This window comes from Rhizobium sp. SJZ105 (assembly GCF_007828365.1).
Lineage (GTDB): Bacteria > Pseudomonadota > Alphaproteobacteria > Rhizobiales > Rhizobiaceae > Agrobacterium > Agrobacterium tumefaciens.
In genome coordinates, this window is the sequence record NZ_VIUP01000006.1 from 198,933 (window position 1) to 216,053 (window position 17,121).

13 protein-coding genes are annotated in these 17,121 nt (G+C 60.7%); 12 read left to right on the forward strand and 1 reads right to left on the reverse strand.

Going from position 1 to position 17,121, the window contains the following annotated elements; all coding sequences use genetic code 11:
- The first annotated feature begins 81 nt into the window (after positions 1–81).
- From FB593_RS19020 to FB593_RS19075, 12 genes are all read left to right on the forward strand, one after another.
- A complete protein-coding gene (locus FB593_RS19020) occupies positions 82–1,110 on the forward strand; it encodes a ketopantoate reductase family protein (protein WP_145166839.1) in 1,029 nt (342 codons plus the stop codon).
- Positions 1,111–1,158: 48 nt separating this feature from the next.
- A complete protein-coding gene (locus tag FB593_RS19025) occupies positions 1,159–1,737 on the forward strand; it encodes a TetR/AcrR family transcriptional regulator (RefSeq protein ID WP_004431568.1) in 579 nt (192 codons plus the stop codon).
- Positions 1,734–2,336, forward strand: coding sequence for a 2-hydroxychromene-2-carboxylate isomerase (locus FB593_RS19030; RefSeq protein WP_145166840.1), 603 nt, complete (start codon positions 1,734–1,736; stop codon positions 2,334–2,336). The genes FB593_RS19025 and FB593_RS19030 overlap by 4 nt, the downstream gene beginning before the upstream one ends.
- Before the next feature lie 121 nt (positions 2,337–2,457).
- Entirely contained in the window at positions 2,458–3,864 is a 1,407-nt protein-coding gene (locus FB593_RS19035; protein WP_019566586.1) for an FAD-binding oxidoreductase, read from the forward strand.
- A gap of 18 nt (positions 3,865–3,882) precedes the next feature.
- Positions 3,883–6,177: a molybdopterin guanine dinucleotide-containing S/N-oxide reductase gene (locus FB593_RS19040; RefSeq protein WP_035199861.1), complete on the forward strand. Its 2,295-nt coding sequence runs from the start codon at positions 3,883–3,885 to the stop codon at positions 6,175–6,177.
- A 462-nt stretch (positions 6,178–6,639) separates the two neighbouring features.
- Positions 6,640–8,289, forward strand: a complete 1,650-nt coding sequence (locus tag FB593_RS19045) for an ABC transporter substrate-binding protein (RefSeq protein WP_003518073.1) — start codon at positions 6,640–6,642, stop codon at positions 8,287–8,289.
- A 37-nt stretch (positions 8,290–8,326) separates the two neighbouring features.
- The gene (locus FB593_RS19050) at positions 8,327–9,334 is read left to right on the forward strand and encodes an ABC transporter permease (RefSeq protein ID WP_003518071.1); all 1,008 of its coding nucleotides are present in this window, start codon (positions 8,327–8,329) and stop codon (positions 9,332–9,334) included.
- Positions 9,331–10,179: an ABC transporter permease gene (locus FB593_RS19055; RefSeq protein ID WP_013762004.1), complete on the forward strand. Its 849-nt coding sequence runs from the start codon at positions 9,331–9,333 to the stop codon at positions 10,177–10,179. Before FB593_RS19050 ends, FB593_RS19055 begins: the two co-directional genes overlap by 4 nt.
- On the forward strand, positions 10,158–11,897 hold the full coding sequence (locus tag FB593_RS19060; RefSeq protein WP_111802055.1) for a dipeptide ABC transporter ATP-binding protein: 1,740 nt from the start codon (positions 10,158–10,160) through the stop codon (positions 11,895–11,897). The genes FB593_RS19055 and FB593_RS19060 overlap by 22 nt, the downstream gene beginning before the upstream one ends.
- Complete coding sequence (locus tag FB593_RS19065) at positions 11,894–12,973, forward strand: LLM class flavin-dependent oxidoreductase (RefSeq protein ID WP_145166841.1); 1,080 nt, start codon at positions 11,894–11,896, stop codon at positions 12,971–12,973. Before FB593_RS19060 ends, FB593_RS19065 begins: the two co-directional genes overlap by 4 nt.
- 192 nt (positions 12,974–13,165) lie before the next feature.
- On the forward strand, positions 13,166–14,269 hold the full coding sequence (locus FB593_RS19070; RefSeq protein ID WP_003518064.1) for an LLM class flavin-dependent oxidoreductase: 1,104 nt from the start codon (positions 13,166–13,168) through the stop codon (positions 14,267–14,269).
- A gap of 112 nt (positions 14,270–14,381) precedes the next feature.
- Entirely contained in the window at positions 14,382–15,563 is a 1,182-nt protein-coding gene (locus FB593_RS19075; protein ID WP_145166842.1) for an acyl-CoA dehydrogenase family protein, read from the forward strand.
- Between the two features lie 25 nt (positions 15,564–15,588).
- Here the strand turns inward: FB593_RS19075 and FB593_RS19080 are convergent, their stop codons facing one another.
- Entirely contained in the window at positions 15,589–17,109 is a 1,521-nt protein-coding gene (locus FB593_RS19080; RefSeq protein WP_145166843.1) for an MFS transporter, read from the reverse strand.
- Positions 17,110–17,121: the final 12 nt, after the last annotated feature.

Sequence of the window (17,121 nt, forward strand, 5' to 3'; positions counted from 1 at the left end):
GAAATCCCGTATCGATCCAGCAAACTGCACCGCTGCAATTGATACTGGCGCATTATCGGCCCGGTTGAATTGGAGGAAAAGGTGACACGATACGTTATCATTGGCGCAGGCGCGGTTGGCGCGAGCCTTGCCGCACAGTTCGAGCTTTCCGGCATCAAATATGCTCTGGTCGGACGCGGCGCACAAATTGCCTCCATCATTGAACAGGGGCTGAGCTACCAACGCCCCTCAGGCACGCAGCAAATAAGGCTGAACGCCTTCGACGTATCCGCTCCGCCGGACCTGGCGCCCGACGATATCCTGCTGCTGACCGTCAAAACGCAGGATGCGGCAGCCACTCTGGCAGACTGGTCATGGCGACAGGTATCCGGCGTGGAAGGTCTAACAGCCACGCAGTTGCCGGTGGTTACCTTTCAGAACGGTCTGGCGACGGAAGCGCTGGCGCTCAGGACCTTCGCCAATGTCTACGGTGCCAGTATTCTGACCCCTGCCCGGTTTACAAAAACCGGCGCGGTTGCGGCGGCCGGCAATCCGCAGGTCGGCGTGGTCACGATCGGGCGCTTCCCGGCCGGTTCCGACGAAACGGCGAAGGAGATTGCCGCAGACCTCACACGCGCCAATTATCTTGCGGAAACCAGCAGCGATATCCGCCGCTGGAAATCGGCAAAACTGCTTCATAACGTCCGCAACGCGCTGGATTTGTTCGACGGAAAAGACGATCTGCGAGCATCGATCGCCGAAGCGCTGGTCAATGAAGCCCGCCAGACGCTTGAGGTAGCAGGCTACAATCTCGCCTCTCCCTCTGAACGGGCTGTCGATATTTCAGGCTGGAGCATCGCTCAAAACAGCGGCATTCAGCCAGGCCAGCAATCGACCTGGCAGAGCTTTGCCCGGGGCGCTTCCAGCGAGGTCGATTTTCTCAACGGTGAGATTGTGCTGCTCGGCCGTCTCCATAACGTGGCGACACCGTATAACGAGGCTATCCAGTCTCTTGGCGGCAGGCTGGCGCATCAGGGCGGCTTCTCGAAGGCGGCGCCGCTTGACGCGATCCTTTCTTTTGTCGGGCAGCTCCACGAGCGCGACAAAACCGGTCTCGCCGCCGCGCAATGATGCGTGCGACCCGTTCTTCCCATGAAACCACCAAGCTGAAGCGATAAAATGAGAGAAGCCATTCCAGACCAGATTCTCACCGCCGCCGGAGCGCTGTTTTATACCGAAGGTATCCGGGCGGTCGGTATCGACCGCATCATCGAAGAAGCGAAGGTCGCAAAAGCTACTCTCTATCGGCATTTTCCGTCCAAGGATCATCTTGTCGCGGCCTATCTTCAGGATCGCCACGATCGTGTCATTCGCTCGCTGAAGGATGTTCTGACGGCGACGATTGATCCAAGGGACCAGCTGCAGGTGATTTTCGAGCGGCTTTACGAGAAGGCCGACAGCCCTGAATTCAGGGGCTGTGCCTTTGCACTCGCGGTTGCCGAACACGGCGATTCCGAACGGGTCGTCACCGTGGCTCGAACCCACAAAAGAATGGTGCGGGATATTTTCGAGACCGTCATGTCGAAAGCGGGGGTGCGACTGGATCAGGCCGCCTCCCACCTTTCGCTTCTTTACGAAGGCGCACTTGCCACCGTCGCGGTCGGGCGCGATCCGCATGCCGTACTCATCGCCCGGGACTGTGCGCTCTCGGTGTTCGATCTCGCCACCGGCAAGATATCCTCAGGAGACAAGATATGACCAAGACCATCGACTATTTCTTCGGCATCGGCTCCCCCTGGGCCTTTCTCGGCCTGGATCCTTTCGCCGCGCTCGCTAACGAGCACAACGCCACGATACGGCCCTATGTCATCCCGCTGATCGAGGATAATGGCGCCATCTACTCACGCAACCGTCCGGAAGCGCGCCGCGCCTATTGGACGAAGGATTTGAAGCGATGGGCGGCGTTGCGCGGCAAGTCCCTTAACTTCGACAATCGCGCCGCCCTTTCCGATCCCACGCCGGCCGGCTTCATGGTCATTGCCGCGATCGATGCGGGCGAGGACTGGTTGAGGCTGACCAAGGCGCTTCAGGAAGCTTTCTGGGAAGGCGGCGAAGATATCGGCAATGCCGAAGTTCGCCGCGCAATCGCTGACAAGGCCGGTTTCGACGGTGCGGCGCTGGACGAACGCGGCGGAAGCGATGCCGTGGAAGCCATCCGGAAAGCCAATTATGAGGCCGCAAAGGCAGCCGGTGTGTTCGGGCTTCCGACATTCCGCTACGAGGACGAACTGTATTGGGGACAGGACAGCTTGCCCTTCCTCGAACGTCATTTCAAGGGCGAAAAACTGGCCGCCTGATCCCCGCCGAAAACCGGGTGACTGTCACGCCGTGGCCGCAACCCGGCCATGGCTCTCTCCAGACCATTCCCGTGGAGTTTCTCATGTCTCTTTTCCCGCCCTCCTCGCGCGGAGTATCGCGATGAGCGCACTGCCTCCCGCTCTCTCGGACTCTTTGCGCAACCGTTTCGGCGAGCGTTTTTCCACCGCGCAGGCATTGCGGGAACAACACGGCCGTGGCGAATCCCACCACACGCCGGCGATCCCGGATGCCGTCGTTTTCGCCGAGAGCACGGATGATGTGGCGGAAGCCGTGCGGCTTTGCGCCGCTGAAGGTGTTCCCGTCATCGCCTTCGGCACCGGCACTTCGCTCGAAGGCCATCTGACGGCAGTGCGTGGCGGTGTCTCCGTCGATCTGTCGCGCATGTCGAAAATCGTCCGCATCAGCGCCGAGGATCTCGATTGCACGGTGGAGGCCGGCGTCACGCGCGAGCAACTGAACACACATCTGCGCGACATGGGCCTGTTCTTTCCGATCGATCCTGGCGCCAATGCGTCCATCGGCGGCATGGCGGCAACCCGCGCTTCCGGCACAAACGCCGTGCGTTACGGCACAATGCGAGAAAACGTGCTGTCGCTGACAGTCGTCTTGCCGAACGGCCAGGTCATCCGCACCGGCGGGCGGGCGCGTAAATCATCAGCAGGTTATGACCTAACGCGGCTGTTCGTCGGCTCCGAGGGGACGCTCGGCATCATCACGGAAGTGACATTGCGACTCTACGGAATTCCCGAAACCATCTCGGCTGCACTTTGCTCCTTCGAAAGCGTCGAACAGGCAGTTGCGGCAGCCATTACGGTCGTGCAGCTCGGCATTCCAGTTGCGAGAATGGAATTAATGGACCGTGGCCTGATCGAGGCCGTCAACGCCTATTCCAGTCTTTCCCTCAAGGTCGAGGACACGCTCGCCTTCGAGTTCCACGGCTCGCCTGCTGGCGTGAAGGAACAGGTCGAGATGGTCGCTGCCATAGTGGAAGACAATGGCGGCAGGGATTTCGAATGGGCGAATGCGCCGGAGGACCGCAACCGCCTGTGGAAGGCGCGCCACAACGCGTTTTACGCCGTGGTCTCGCAGCGCCCGAACGCCAAGGGCTGGTCTTCCGATGTCTGCGTGCCGGTATCCGAGTTGAGCGGCTGCATCGTCAGGACCCGGGAATTGCTACGCGACTGCAGCGTGCCCGCCGCCATTCTCGGCCATGTCGGCGATGGCAACTATCATGTGGTCTTCGCCGTAGACCCTGCAAATCAAGCCGAACTCGACGAGGTGGCGGCAATCAACAAAAAGATGGTGCAGCACGCCATCTCGGTTGGCGGCACTTCCACCGGCGAGCATGGGGTTGGCACCGGCAAGATCGCTTATCTGCGGCAGGAACACGGCGACGCGGTGGACCTCATGGCGATCATCAAAAACGCCATAGATCCGGCCGGCATCATGAATCCGGGCAAGATCCTGCCGAGCCAAGACTTGCCCAGCCGCCGAGAAACGCTTTGACCGTGCGGGATTTCGCAGATGGATAATTACAAGACCCACAGCTCCCACTGGGGCGCCTTTTCCGGCAGCTACCGGAATGGCAAGCTCGATATCCGTCCACATCCGGACGATCCACACCCCTCGCCCTTGCTCGCCAATCTGCCGGCAATCGCCGATAGCGCCGCGCGCATCCGGCGTCCGGCGGTCAGGCGCGGCTGGCTGGAGGGGAAACCGGGCAACGCGCAGATACGCGGGGCGGACGACTATGTGGAGGTCGATTGGCCGCAGGCGGCGGACCTCGTCGCGAAGGAGCTTCAAAGGGTTTACGGCGATTACGGCCCACAGGCCGTGTTCGGCGGCTCCTACGGTTGGTCGAGCGCCGGGCGTTTCCATCACGCGCAAAGCCAGGTCCACCGTTTTCTGAACACGCTTGGCGGATATGTGCGCTCCGTCAACACCTACAGTTCCGGCGCGGCGATGGTCATCATTCCGCATGTGCTCGGACCCTACGATCATTTCGACCGCAAGAGCGTTACCTGGGATGCAATCGAGCGCAGCAGCGAATTGATCGTCGCCTTCGGCGGCATGGCGATCAAGAATACGGACGTGCATGGCGGCGGCAACAGCGTGCATATCGTGCCACAGAAGCTGAATGGCGCACGTGCACGCGGCGCGCGATTCGTGCTGATCAGCCCGCTAAAAGACGATTTTCCGAAAGACCTCAATGCGGAGTGGCTGCCGGTCATACCCGGTACCGATGTCGCGCTGATGCTCGGACTTGCGCATGTTCTCGTCACCGAGGGCCTGCACGATCGTGCGTTTCTTGACCGCTATGCCGTCGGCTATCAGCGTTTCGAAGACTACCTGCTCGGCCGGACCGATGGTGTGGCGAAAAGCCCCGAATGGGCTTCCGGGCTCTGCGGCATCGGCACGGAAACTATTAGGGAACTCGCCCGCACCATGGCGCGCGCGAGAACATTGATCACTGTCAGCCATTCGCTTCAGCGCGCCGATTATGGTGAGCAACCCGTCTGGCTGGGGATCGTTCTTGCCGCCATGCTCGGTCAGATTGGCCTCGACGGCGGCGGATATTCCTATTCCCTCGGCGCTTTGGGCAATGTCGGCAAGAACCTGCTGGCCGTTCCCCTGCCGACACTTAGCCAGTTCAAAAACCCGGTCGCGGATTTCATTCCGGTCGCGCGCATCGCCGACATGCTGCTCAATCCGGGTGGGGAATTTCACTATAACGGCCAGAGGATGCACTATCCCGATATCCGCTTGGTTTACTGGGCGGGTGGTAACCCTTTCCACCACCATCAGGATATCAACCGGCTACGGGCAGCGTTCAGACGGCCCGAGACCATCATCGTGCATGAAACCGCATGGACATCATCTGCGCGGCATGCCGATGTCGTGCTGCCGGCGACGACAACTCTGGAGCGCGACGACATTGGCGCCGCCGACCGCGATCCTCTGATGATCGCGATGAAAAAGCTGATCGAACCGGTTGGTGAGGCGCGCGACGACTATGAAATCTTCTCCGAGATCGCGCGCCGGCTCGGCAAATTCGAAACCTTCACCGAAGGTCGCAGCAGCCGGGAATGGCTTGCCTTCCTCTATGAAACAACGCGTGGGGCGCTTGCCGCCGGTGGGTACGAGGCTCCCGATTTCGAAACGTTCTGGGAACGTGGAGAGATAGGTCTGCCGCTCAAGCCGGATGACGGAGGGCCTGCGCGTGCCTTCCGTGATGATCCCATAGCCTTCCCTCTGAAGACACCATCCGGTAAAATCGAAATCTTCTCCGAGACGATCGAGGGTTTCGGCTATGACGATTGCGGCGGCCATCCGCAATGGTATCCCGGCAGGACGAAACCGGAAGACGAAGCGCTCTATCCGCTGCATCTGGTGTGCAATCAGCCGCATCAGCGTCTGCACAGCCAGCTCGACTATGGCGCTTTCAGCCGCTCCACCAAGATTAAGGGCCGGGAACCCGTGCGCATCAACCCCGAAGATGCAGCCCACCGGGGCATTGCCGATGGCGATATCATCAGGCTGTTCAACAGTCGTGGCAGCTGCCTCGCCGCAGCCGTCCTGAGCACGGATGTGCGCAACGGCGTGATGCAGCTGGCAACGGGTGCGTGGTTCGAACCGCATGACCGGCATGCAGAGCAAGCGACGTGCATTCACGGCAATCCGAACATCCTGACGCGCGACATCGGCACCTCGAAACTGGCGCAGGGATCGACCGGTCAGATTACCAGAGTGGAGGTGGAACGTTTTGCCGGTGAGGCGCCTCCGGTGCGGATTTTCGAAAAGATGGCATTTGCAAAATAAGTGGGGGACGGGTGTTCCGGCACTGCCTGAAAAATCGCACCGCCAACGTATTTCGGGCGTCGGAAAAGCTGATCCTACCACCTTCGGAAACCGCGGCAAAATAATCCATTAATTCGATAGAAAAAGAACAACTGGTCTTTCTCCTTCTGGCCACCCTGCTACGTTAGACATCAAGAACCGAATTTCGAAACAAGGGACCGCGTCATGACCGCACGATGTATCAGCAAGCACGGCCTGCGATCGAACGAGCCGTCAATGGCTGAAAGTAACGGCTAAGCCGTAACATCGGTCGGACCCTCCAAGAGGTAAAGCAGGCACATTTTTCCCGATTTCAGGACATTGAAACCACCGGCAACGCTGTCGTGTGAAGCCTTTCGTGTGGCCGCAAAAGACCGGCGCAGAGCGGCGATAGTTCCTGAAATCACAAAGACAAGAAACAACGCGACCAATCAGGATTTCTTAATGACGATACGTTCTTCGCTTTTTTCCTTCTCCCGTCGGGGTCTGCTGACCACCACTCTCGCAGGGGCAATCGCGCTTCTGACGACGATGGGGCCTGCTCCGGTTGAGGCAGCCGATACCCCACGCAATGGCGGCGACATTACCTTCCTCATCGATTCTCTCGGCGACACCTGGATCCCGAACAACAGCGCCATTTCCAGCTTTCAGGGCCATATCTGGGGCCATGTCGCCGACAAGCTGCTTTATGTCGATGCCGACGGTAAGGTCAGCCCCTGGCTTGCCGAGCGCTGGGAGCAGAACGACAATGCCACCGAATTCACGCTTCACCTCAAAAACGGCGTGACCTTCTCCGATGGCACACCGCTGGATGCAGCGGCGGTCGTCGCCAATCTCGACATCTGGTATGCCGGACGCAAGAGCGAAGGCATCAACCCGATCGGTCTTTTCCCCAAGACCTACGACCATGCTGAAGCGGTGGACGCATCCACGGTGAAGGTCTTCTTCAAGAAGCCGACGCTCGGCTTTATTCCGACGCTCGGTTACCACGGCTCGATCCTGATCTCGCCGAAGACCATCGCCCAGCCCGCCACCCAGCAGGCCGATCTCAGCAAGACTTCCGGCAGCGGCCCCTATGTGGTCGAATCCTGGAAGGAGGGAGATTACGTCAAGCTGGTCAAGCGCAAGGATTACAATTGGGGTCCTGCCGCCGTTGGCCACACCGGCCCGGCCTTCCTCGATTCCATCACCTATAAGCTGGTGTCGGAACCGTCGTTGCGTGTCGCCTCGGTCCAGTCCGGCCAGGCCGATGTCGCCTATAATGCTTCGCCGCAGGAGCTGAAGTCACTGCACGAAGAGGGCTTTACCGTCGCAACGCCGCGTTATCTCGGCTTCGTCAACGGCTGGGCGGTCAACACCAAGCTTCCGCCCTATGATGATGTCAAGGTTCGCCAGGCGCTGCAGGCCGGCGTGAACCGTCAGGAAATCATCGACACCGTCTATACGCCAGACTGGAAGCTCGCCACGTCCTTCATCCAAAGCAACGTGCCGGGCGCGACCGACCACAGCGCACTTCTCGCTTACGATCCCGCCAAGGCCGAAAAGCTGCTCGACGAGGCGGGCTGGGTCAAGGGTGCCGATGGTATCAGGACCAAAGACGGCAAACCGCTGTCGCTGACGATCCACTCCAATCCCTATCTCGCGACATCCAAGTCGGTCGATGAACTCATCGCCCAGCAACTCGGCAAGCTCGGCTGGAAAGTCGCTATCCGCGCTTACGACGTCGTGACCTTTGGTGAAAAGGTCAAATTCGGCGGTGCGGCCATCCCGACCTATGAGGTGACGCGCAGCTTCATCGATGCAGGCACCGTCGCCAGCATTCTCACCAACGCCAACAATGGCGAGAACTGGTTCGCCCTTGACGACCGTGACGCGACGCTCAACGGATTGCGCGACAAGATCGCCGGCGCCGGCTCTGTCGACGAGCGCAGCCCGCTTCTCGATGAGCTGCAGAAATATGTCCTTGAGCAGGGCTATTTCATTCCGCGAACGCAGATCGTGCAGCGGATCTACGTGCAGTCCCCGAAGCTGAAGGGCGAAGTGTATAACGGCGTGGCTTATGCCAGCTACTACACCGCCTCCATCAGCGACTGACGCGCACAACAAGGCAACGTTGAAGGAGGTCACCGGCATGAGCAATGCCTACCTAACCTACGCCGCAAAGCGGCTTGGCCAGGCGGTCGTCGTCATACTGCTGGCCTATGTCTTCACCTTCGTGGTCGTCAGTATCCTGCCTGGCGACCCGATCACCAGCGTGCTCAGGAACCCGCAAAACGGGTTTACCGAGCAGGAGATCGCGGAAATCATCGCCGCGCAGGGCCTCGACAGACCGGTTCTCGTGCAGCTGTGGTCGTCCCTGTCGGGGTTTCTGACTGGTGATCTGGGCATGTCGATGCGCTCCAACCGGCCGGTGGCGACCCTCATCGCTGAAGTGCTGCCATCGACACTGATCCTTGCATCCACGGGACTTGCCGTCGCCTTGATTCTGGCAATGGCCGTTGCTTACGGAACCCAGGTGGTACCAAAGCGCTACGGCCAGGGATTGCTAAGAGCTTTCCCATCGCTGTTTCTCTCGACACCGAATTTTGTGATTGGTCTGATACTGATCCATCTCTTCGGCTTTCAGCTGCGCCTCTTCCGCGTTATCGAACCAGATAGCTTCTGGGCAACGGTGTTTGCCGCAATCACAATCGGAATTCCTTTCTCTGCGCAAATCGCCGAGGTGCTTATAGCGAACCTCGACAGGGAGGCAGAACAGGAATACGCGGCCGTCGCCCGCAGCCGCGGCATCGGACAGGCGCGGCTGTTTGCACAGCATCTGCTCAAGCCTGCCTCGTTGCCCGTCGTCACCGTGATCGCCATCACCGTCGGTGAACTGCTTGGCAATTCACTCATCACCGAGTCTGTCTTTGGGCGAACCGGTCTCGGCAGCCTGGTGCAGCGCTCCGTGAGCACGCAGGACCTGCCCGTCCTGCAAGCGATCGTTTCGCTGGGAGCCGTGGTGTTCGTGCTCGTCAACCTGATTGCCGATCTTCTTTATCCCCTGCTCGATCCACGCGTGCAAATTCTCGGCGCGCGAAAGCCTCGCTTGGCCATTACAGAGGATTCCTCCACCACCACCAAGGCGGTGACACCATGACTTTCGCCTCGAACGCTTCCCTGCCGGGTGCGACCCCTGCAAACAGGCTGACAGGCCTGCGGATACCGCTGACCGTCGCCTTGTCCTTCGCCATTATCGCGCTCGTCGTCGCCTGGTCACTGGCGCCCGGCCTGTTTACCAGTCACAGCCCGGTCGTCGGGGTGCCGACGAACAAATTGCTCGGCCCAAGTCTTGCGCATTGGTTCGGCACCGACCACCTCGGCCGCGATGTCTATGCACGCGTCGTTTATGGCACGTCCTCTTCCGTCTCCAGCGCACTCGTCGCGGTCGTGATCGGCGTCTTCGCTGGCGGTCTCATCGGGCTTCTTGCGGGCTTTCTCGGCGGCTGGGTCGATATCACACTTGCCCGGCTGGTCGATGTGCTCTTGGCAATTCCAAAGTTTCTGCTGGCGGTGATCGTGGTCACCGCCATCGGTTTCGAGACCATCAATGCCGCCATCGCCACCGGCGTCTCCGCCGTGGCGGTCTTTGCCCGCGTCACGCGTGCGGAGGTCATCAAGACCAGACAGGCGACATTCGTGGAGGCTTCGTACCTGCTCGGCGGCTCGCGCTGGTTCATCCTTCTGCGCCACGTTCTGCCTAACGCGTCACGCTCGGTGCTGCCGCTTGCCGTGTTGCAGTTCGGCGAGTCGATCCTCGTGATCGCAAGCCTTGCCTTTCTCGGATACGGCGACCCGCCGCCCGCCTCCGACTGGGGCCTGCTGATCTCGATCGGCAAGGATTACCTCAAATGGCCGTGGCTCGTATACGCCCCCGCCTTCGTCACAATCGCGACCGTCCTCTCTGTAAACAGGATCAGCCGATGGCTACGCAAGACAGACTGACCACCACTATCGCCCGCCCCGTTACCTTTGCGGCCAGACCGCAGCCGCAGCAGGCTCCTGTCCCGCTTCTCCGGGTCAACGATCTTTCGGTCGCCTATGGAGGCCAGGAGGTCGTCAGCAATGTCGGTTTCGAACTCGGCCGTGGCAAGAGCCTTGCCCTTATTGGCGAGTCCGGCTCCGGCAAATCGACAATCGCCCGTGCGGTCCTGCGGCTTTTGCCAAGCGGGGGACATGCCACCGGCCACGTCACCTTTGGTGATCAGGAGATATTGGGACTGCCAGAGCGCAACTTCCGACCGCTGCGGGGACGCGCCATCGGCTTTGTCCCGCAGGATCCAGGCAATTCGCTCAATCCGGTGCGGACAATCGGCGCGCAGGCCATGGAGGCGGCCGCACTTCTCGACGAGCCTGACAAGGCGATCCGCAAGGCCCTCATTCTCGAGACCTTCGCGCAGGTGGGATTGGACAACCCGGGTGTTGTCTACGAGTCCTACCCGCACCAATTATCCGGCGGCATGTTGCAGCGGGTGCTCATAGGCCTTGCGGTTCTGCCGCGCCCGTCACTTCTGGTCGCAGACGAGCCAACGTCTGCGCTCGATGTGACGATCCAGAAGCGGATCCTCGATCTGCTCTCGCGGTTGCAGCACGAGCTGGATATCAGCCTGCTCCTCATCACACACGATCTGGCGATCGCCGCCGAACGGGCGGATTCGCTGGTAGTCCTGAAGGGTGGCAAGGTTCAGGAAGCCGGAAGCACCGCATCGGTGTTTTCCGCACCGGCCTCTGCCTATGCAAGGAAGCTGCATGCGGACGTGCCGGCACTCAATCCGGATCGCTACGCCCGGCTGCGCGATCCGGGTTTCCGTCTGCTGAAGGCAGAGTCCACCACGACGCCAAAGATCGCGGTCAATGCCGTCACCAAGAATTTCAGGGTCGGCGACAGGGTGCTGACGGCGGTCAACAACGTCTCCTTCAACGTGCCTGCAGGTACCACCCATGCGCTGGTTGGTGAGTCCGGCTCTGGCAAGACGACAACCATTCGGCTGCTGCTTGGCCTCGAGGAACCCGACACCGGCACAATATCGGTAGCCGGCGAAGAATTGACCGGCCGCTCCCGCACGTCGCTGCGTGCAACCTGGCGCCATCTTCAGTTCGTCTACCAGAACCCGTTTACCTCGCTTGATCCCACCTGGAGTGTCGAACAGCTGGTGCGCGAGCCGCTTGATCGTTTCAAGATCGGAACCCGTGCGGAACGGCTCGAAACTGTTCGTGAGGCTTTGGCCAATGTGGGCTTGAGCGAACACCTTCTCAACCGCAAGCCGACGGCCCTTTCGGGTGGCCAGCGCCAGCGCGTTGCCATTGCAAGGGCGCTGGTTCTCCGACCGGATGTGATCGTGCTCGACGAGCCGACCTCCGCACTTGATGTCAGCGTCCAGGCAGACATCGTCGATGTGCTGCTCTCGCTGCAGGCGAAGCTCGGCCTGACCTATGTTTTCGTGTCGCATGATCTGGCACTGGTACGCCAGCTCGCCCACACCGTTTCGGTGATGCAGCGCGGGCGTATCGTCGAACATGGAACGGTCGTCGATATCTTCGACAATCCGCAGCACCCCTATACCGCGTCGCTGCTGGAATCGATCCCATCCGGTGCCGCAACCATCGCCCGTGCGCCACAGCCGCTGCCCCGGCGGGTTCACGATAAGGAAAAGATCGCATGACCATCGCTGCACCCATCGATACTGCGTCCACGTCCTTCCGCCCCAAACAGCGGCTCGGCTTCAATACCCGTGTATCCTTCAGCGACGATGCCGGGCCGGCGCAGGGGCTGCGTGAGGGTATCGAACTGTTCAAGGTTGCCGAACAACTGGGCTACCAGTCCGGCTGGGCCTATCAGCGGCATTTCGACCACTATCTGTCCTCGCCACTTCCGTTCTTCGCCGCTGCCGGCCAGCATACCCGGCATATTACGCTCGGTTCTGCGGTCATCCCCATGCGCTATCAGGATCCGATCCTGCTTGCCGAGGCGGCCGGCACGACCGATCTTTTGATTGATGGGCGACTGGAACTTGCCATTTCGACCGGCGCAAACGCCGCCTTTGACGCGGTATTCGGCACGGTCGACACCGATGCCCGCACAGAGGCCAGGCGTCGTCAGGCCCGCTTCCTCTCGGCAATCGCTGGCGATGTCCTGCACCGTGTCGAAGGCGGCCAATCCAACCCGGAGGGCACGGCACTGCGTGTCACGCCGCATAGCCCGACACTGCGTTCGCGCATCCGGCAGGGTGCAGCAAGCATTGCTTCGGCTGTGCAGGCGGCGGAACTCGGCATCGGCCTTATCTCGGGAACCGTCCAGCACGATCAGGCAGAAGGCGAGAGATTCGGGGAATATCAGGCCCGAATCATCGAGGCCTTCCGTTCCACATGGCGAAAGACATGGACAACGGAACCGCCGTCGGTCGCCGTCGCCGCCTCCATCCTGGTTGGCACCACAGCCGAGCTTCGCGAAAAATACGCCGCCTATGATCTGGAGCGGCGTACCAAGGGTATTGCCGCGTCTCGCCCCAAAGGCGCTCTCGAACAGGCAGCCCAGCCAGCGGGGTTTCAAATTTCGCCCGTTTTCCAAGGCACGCCCGATCAGGTGCTGGAATCGGTATTCAACGATCCGGGCCTTGCAGCAGCCGATGAGGTCGTGCTGTTTTTGCCGCCTGCCTTCGGTCTCGCCGAAAACATACAACTGCTGACCGATCTGGCGGACACGGTGGCTCCGAGCCTGGGCTGGGCGCCCACCTTGTAACCGTTAGGGCACCGAGCGATTGCCACTTCGTGGCAGCGACTTGAAGACGGAAACGCGGCGGCGGTTGCTGGTCCTATATCGAAGGCCGTCGCAGGGAATATTTTCTACATATTCGATAGAAAGAGAAAGACCTGTCTTCCTCGCTCAGGCGCCGCGCCCTAACATGCTTGCATTGAACCTGAAGGAGCGCCCATGTCCGCGGAATTTATCAGCGTAAGCTTTCCCAATGCATCGAACGATCTAAACCCCGTTCCAGACGCACCTGTGGATCCTGTTTTTCTGGAGCGCTATGCCCGCGCCCTTGATGATTACGGTTTCAACTATACGCTGATCCCTTACTCCTCATCGTCTTTCGATCCTTTCACGCTGGGCGCCACGGTGCTCGCGCACACGAAAAACATCAAGATCATCGTCGCCCTGCGGCCGAACACGGTTTATCCCACAGTTGCCGCCAAGTCGCTCGCGACGCTCGATCAGTTGAGCGGCGGGCGTGTCGTGGTGCACTTCATTGCCGGCGGCAGCGATGAAGAACAGGCGCGTGAAGGCGACTTCCTCAACAAGGAAGAACGCTATGAGCGCCAGGAGGAATATATCCGCATCCTGCGCCTGGCCTGGACCTCGAAAGAGCCCTTCGACTTCGACGGAAAATATTACCAGTTCAAGCAATTCCGCAGCGCGGTGCGGCCCACAAACGGGCTTATTCCGATTTCGCTCGGTGGCTCCTCGGACGCCGCCTATCGCATCGGTGGTTCGCTCTGCGATATCTTCGGCCTGTGGGGAGAGCCGCTTGCCGAAACCAAGCAGCAGATCGAGCGGGTCTATGCGGAAGCCGCAAAGGCGGGCCGCACGGATCGCCCCCGGATCTGGGTCACATTCCGGCCGATCGTCGCCGAGACGGACGAGCTTGCCTGGGAAAAGGCTCACAGAACTCTGGATCGGTTGAACGAGAACCGCCAGAAAGGCGTAACACGCGCACCGCTCAACGCGCCGCGCCCGGCCAATGTCGGTTCGCAACGGCTTCTGGAAATCGCCGCACGCGGCGATGTGCATGATCGCGCCCTCTGGTATCCGACGGTCACCGCCACCAATGCCAGCGGCGCCACCACTGCGCTGGTCGGTTCGCCACGCACCATTGCGGATTCCATCCTCGACTACATCGATCTTGGCGCTGACCTGATCTCGATCCGCGGCTACGACAATTACAACGACGCGGTGGATTATGGCCGCTACATCCTGCCGCTTGTCCGCGAAGGCATTCGCGAACGGGAAGATGCGAAGAAAAAGACCGCTGCATAATGCCGCGATCCAGCCCGGTCGCCTGACCGGGCATTTTTTTGAAGTGCAGACGGAGCCAATCGCCCCTGATGGGGAAATGGTATTCCCCACAGCCAGAGAGCCTCGACCACGCATGTCTCATGACTCAACTGTCCTAGACGCAACCGCTCGCATCCTTGAACAGGCCGCACCGGATGCGGACCAGACTGGCCAGTTTCCCTGGACGGGTATCCGTGCCGTTCACGAAAGCGGCCTCCTCGAAAGCACGGTTGCGACACGTTATGGCGGCCAGGGAGCGACGCTTGCCGATACCGCCCACATTCTGGCGGCACTTGGCCGGGGCGATCCTTCCGTGGCGCTGATCAGCGCCATGACGATCTTTACCCATCTCGCCCAGGCCGCGAAAAACCACTGGCCCGAAGATCTCTACCGGCGGCTTCTGACGGACGCCAAACAACGGCCGTTGCTGCTCAATGCCGCGCGTGTCGAGCCGGAGCTGGGGTCGCCGGCGCGCGGTGGCCTGCCCGCGACGCTCGCCCGCCGGACAAACAATGGCTGGTCTATCACGGGCCGAAAACGCTTCGTGACGGGCGCATATGGTCTCACGCATTTCCTTGTCTGGGCGCATACTGACGAAACGCCGGCGCGGGTGGGAACATTCGTGGTGCCGAACGGGTTGCCGGGCATCAAGGTCATCGAGAACTGGCAGAGCCTCGGCATGCGCGCTACGGGATCGCACGATGTCGAATATGCCAATGTCGAAATCCCGGCGGAAAACGTCATCGACCTCGTCGATCCATCGGTCGCCCAGCAGGACAACCGGGCGCATGCGGCACTCACGCTGGCTTTGACAGCGCTTTACCTCGGCGTAGCAGAAGCCGCTCAGGCCAAGTTCATCCGCTTCGCGCATGAGCGTGTGCCGGCCAATCTCGGCCATCCCATCGCCCGCACGGAACGTTTCATAACGCTTTCAGGCGAAATCGATCTTCTGGTCTCCGGCGCCCGCCAGATCATTTTCGGCACGCTCGAAAACAACAATGGCGATGCGGAAGGATTCATCAGGGCAAGGCTGCTTGCCGGCCGGCAGCTGCGTGATGCCGTCGAGATCGCAGTGCGCGGCATCGGCAATCCAGGTCTTGGTAGCGAACTGGGCCTCGAACGACATTTCCGCGACATCCAGACGGTGCTCGTCCATGCGCCGCAGGAGGATACGTCGATTGCGATTTTGGGCCGCTCCGCCTTTGGCCGCTGGAGCCGCGAGGAGACTGCGGCCGCCCAACCTTCGGCAGGACTGCAAATCCTGAAATCCGCCTGACTATCGTCCCAGCGCCCGGGCACCACTAACCGTGGGCAAGCTTTCGCGCCGGGCCGAAAACCACAAAGCTCAGAGCGGCGAGCAACCAGACACTGATGCCAGCATAAAGCATGACCAGACCGAAACCGTCCGCGAGTGCCTGATGGACGAGTGCATCCGAAACACGCTCCACCGACGATCCCGCGGTTCCCGCCGCGATCTTCTCCGCGAGCGAACGCAGGGCGGGCAAATCCGCGCCGGACGGCAGGTTGGCCCTAAGCGACGACCAGACGCCCTCAACCAGAATGAAGCCCATGATCGGGATGTTGATGGCAAGCGAGATCATTCGCGCGCTCATGTCGATGCCGGAGGCCATGCCGGAACGGGCAGCGGGAACGGCACCGGTTGTCGTATTGGTGACCGGCGTGTTGGTGAGGCCAAGCCCGACACCGGACAGGATGCAGCCGGGCAGCATGGTGAGCCAGCTCGCATCTGCGACACTGCTGCCAAGTTTCATCAGCATGAAACCGAGACCGATGGTGAACAGCCCGGCCGGGACGACAAGACGGGGTTGATAACGCAGCGACAGACGCTCGGCCAACGGCGGTACGACCAGCGCTGGCAGCGTATAGGCAAGCAGACCGAGACCGGCGGTGACGCTGTCATAACCAAGGCCCGCCTGAAACCAGATCGGCAGATAGATCATGAACGGCCAGAAGCTGATGTTCATCGCCGCCGAGCCGATAATCGCGCCGGAAAATGGCCGGATGCGGAATACGGAGAAATCAAACATCGGCCTTGGCGTGAGCTTTTCGACGATCACGAAGGCGATGAAACTCGCGACTGATAGACCAAGGATCAGAAGTGCCTTTGAACTGGCAAAGCCGAGTTCCGGTCCCTGGGTGATGAAAAACGCAAGGCAGAACACGGCAACCGAGAGTGTGGCGATACCGGCAAGATCAAGACGGGTCGCATCCGGATCACGCGATTCTTCGACACCGCTTGCTGCAAGGAACAGTGTCACAATGCCGAGGGCCACGTGAACGAGGAATACCCACTCCCAGCTCCACAGCGCAACGATGGCTCCGCCGATGATCGGCCCGAAACCCAGCCCGACGCCGGAGACAATACCCCACCAGCCGAAAGCCATTCCACGCTCGCGGGCCGTGCGGAACTGATGTGACAGAATGGCGATCTGGCATACCAGCATCGCTCCACCGCTTAGTCCCTGAAGGAAGCGTGCGCCGATCAGCACCGCCACGCTTTCAGTCATGCCGCAGGCGAGGGAGGAAATGGCGAAAGCGACGATGGTCGCGATGAAGACGCGTTTGCGACCGAAGCGGTCGGCCAACGCGCCGGTTGCCATCAGCACCATCGTCACGCCGATCGTATAGGCGTTCATGATCCACTGCAGCTGCCGGAAATCCGCGTGCAGCACCTGCTCGAGCGTCGGCAGGATCGCCGGCACGCTGGAGATTTCCAGCCCGAACATCAGAGCGGAGAGACAGACGGCAGCGAGCGCAATGGTACTTCTACTCCGGGTTGGGGCGGTAACGGCAAGGGTCATTCTTCAGCCTTT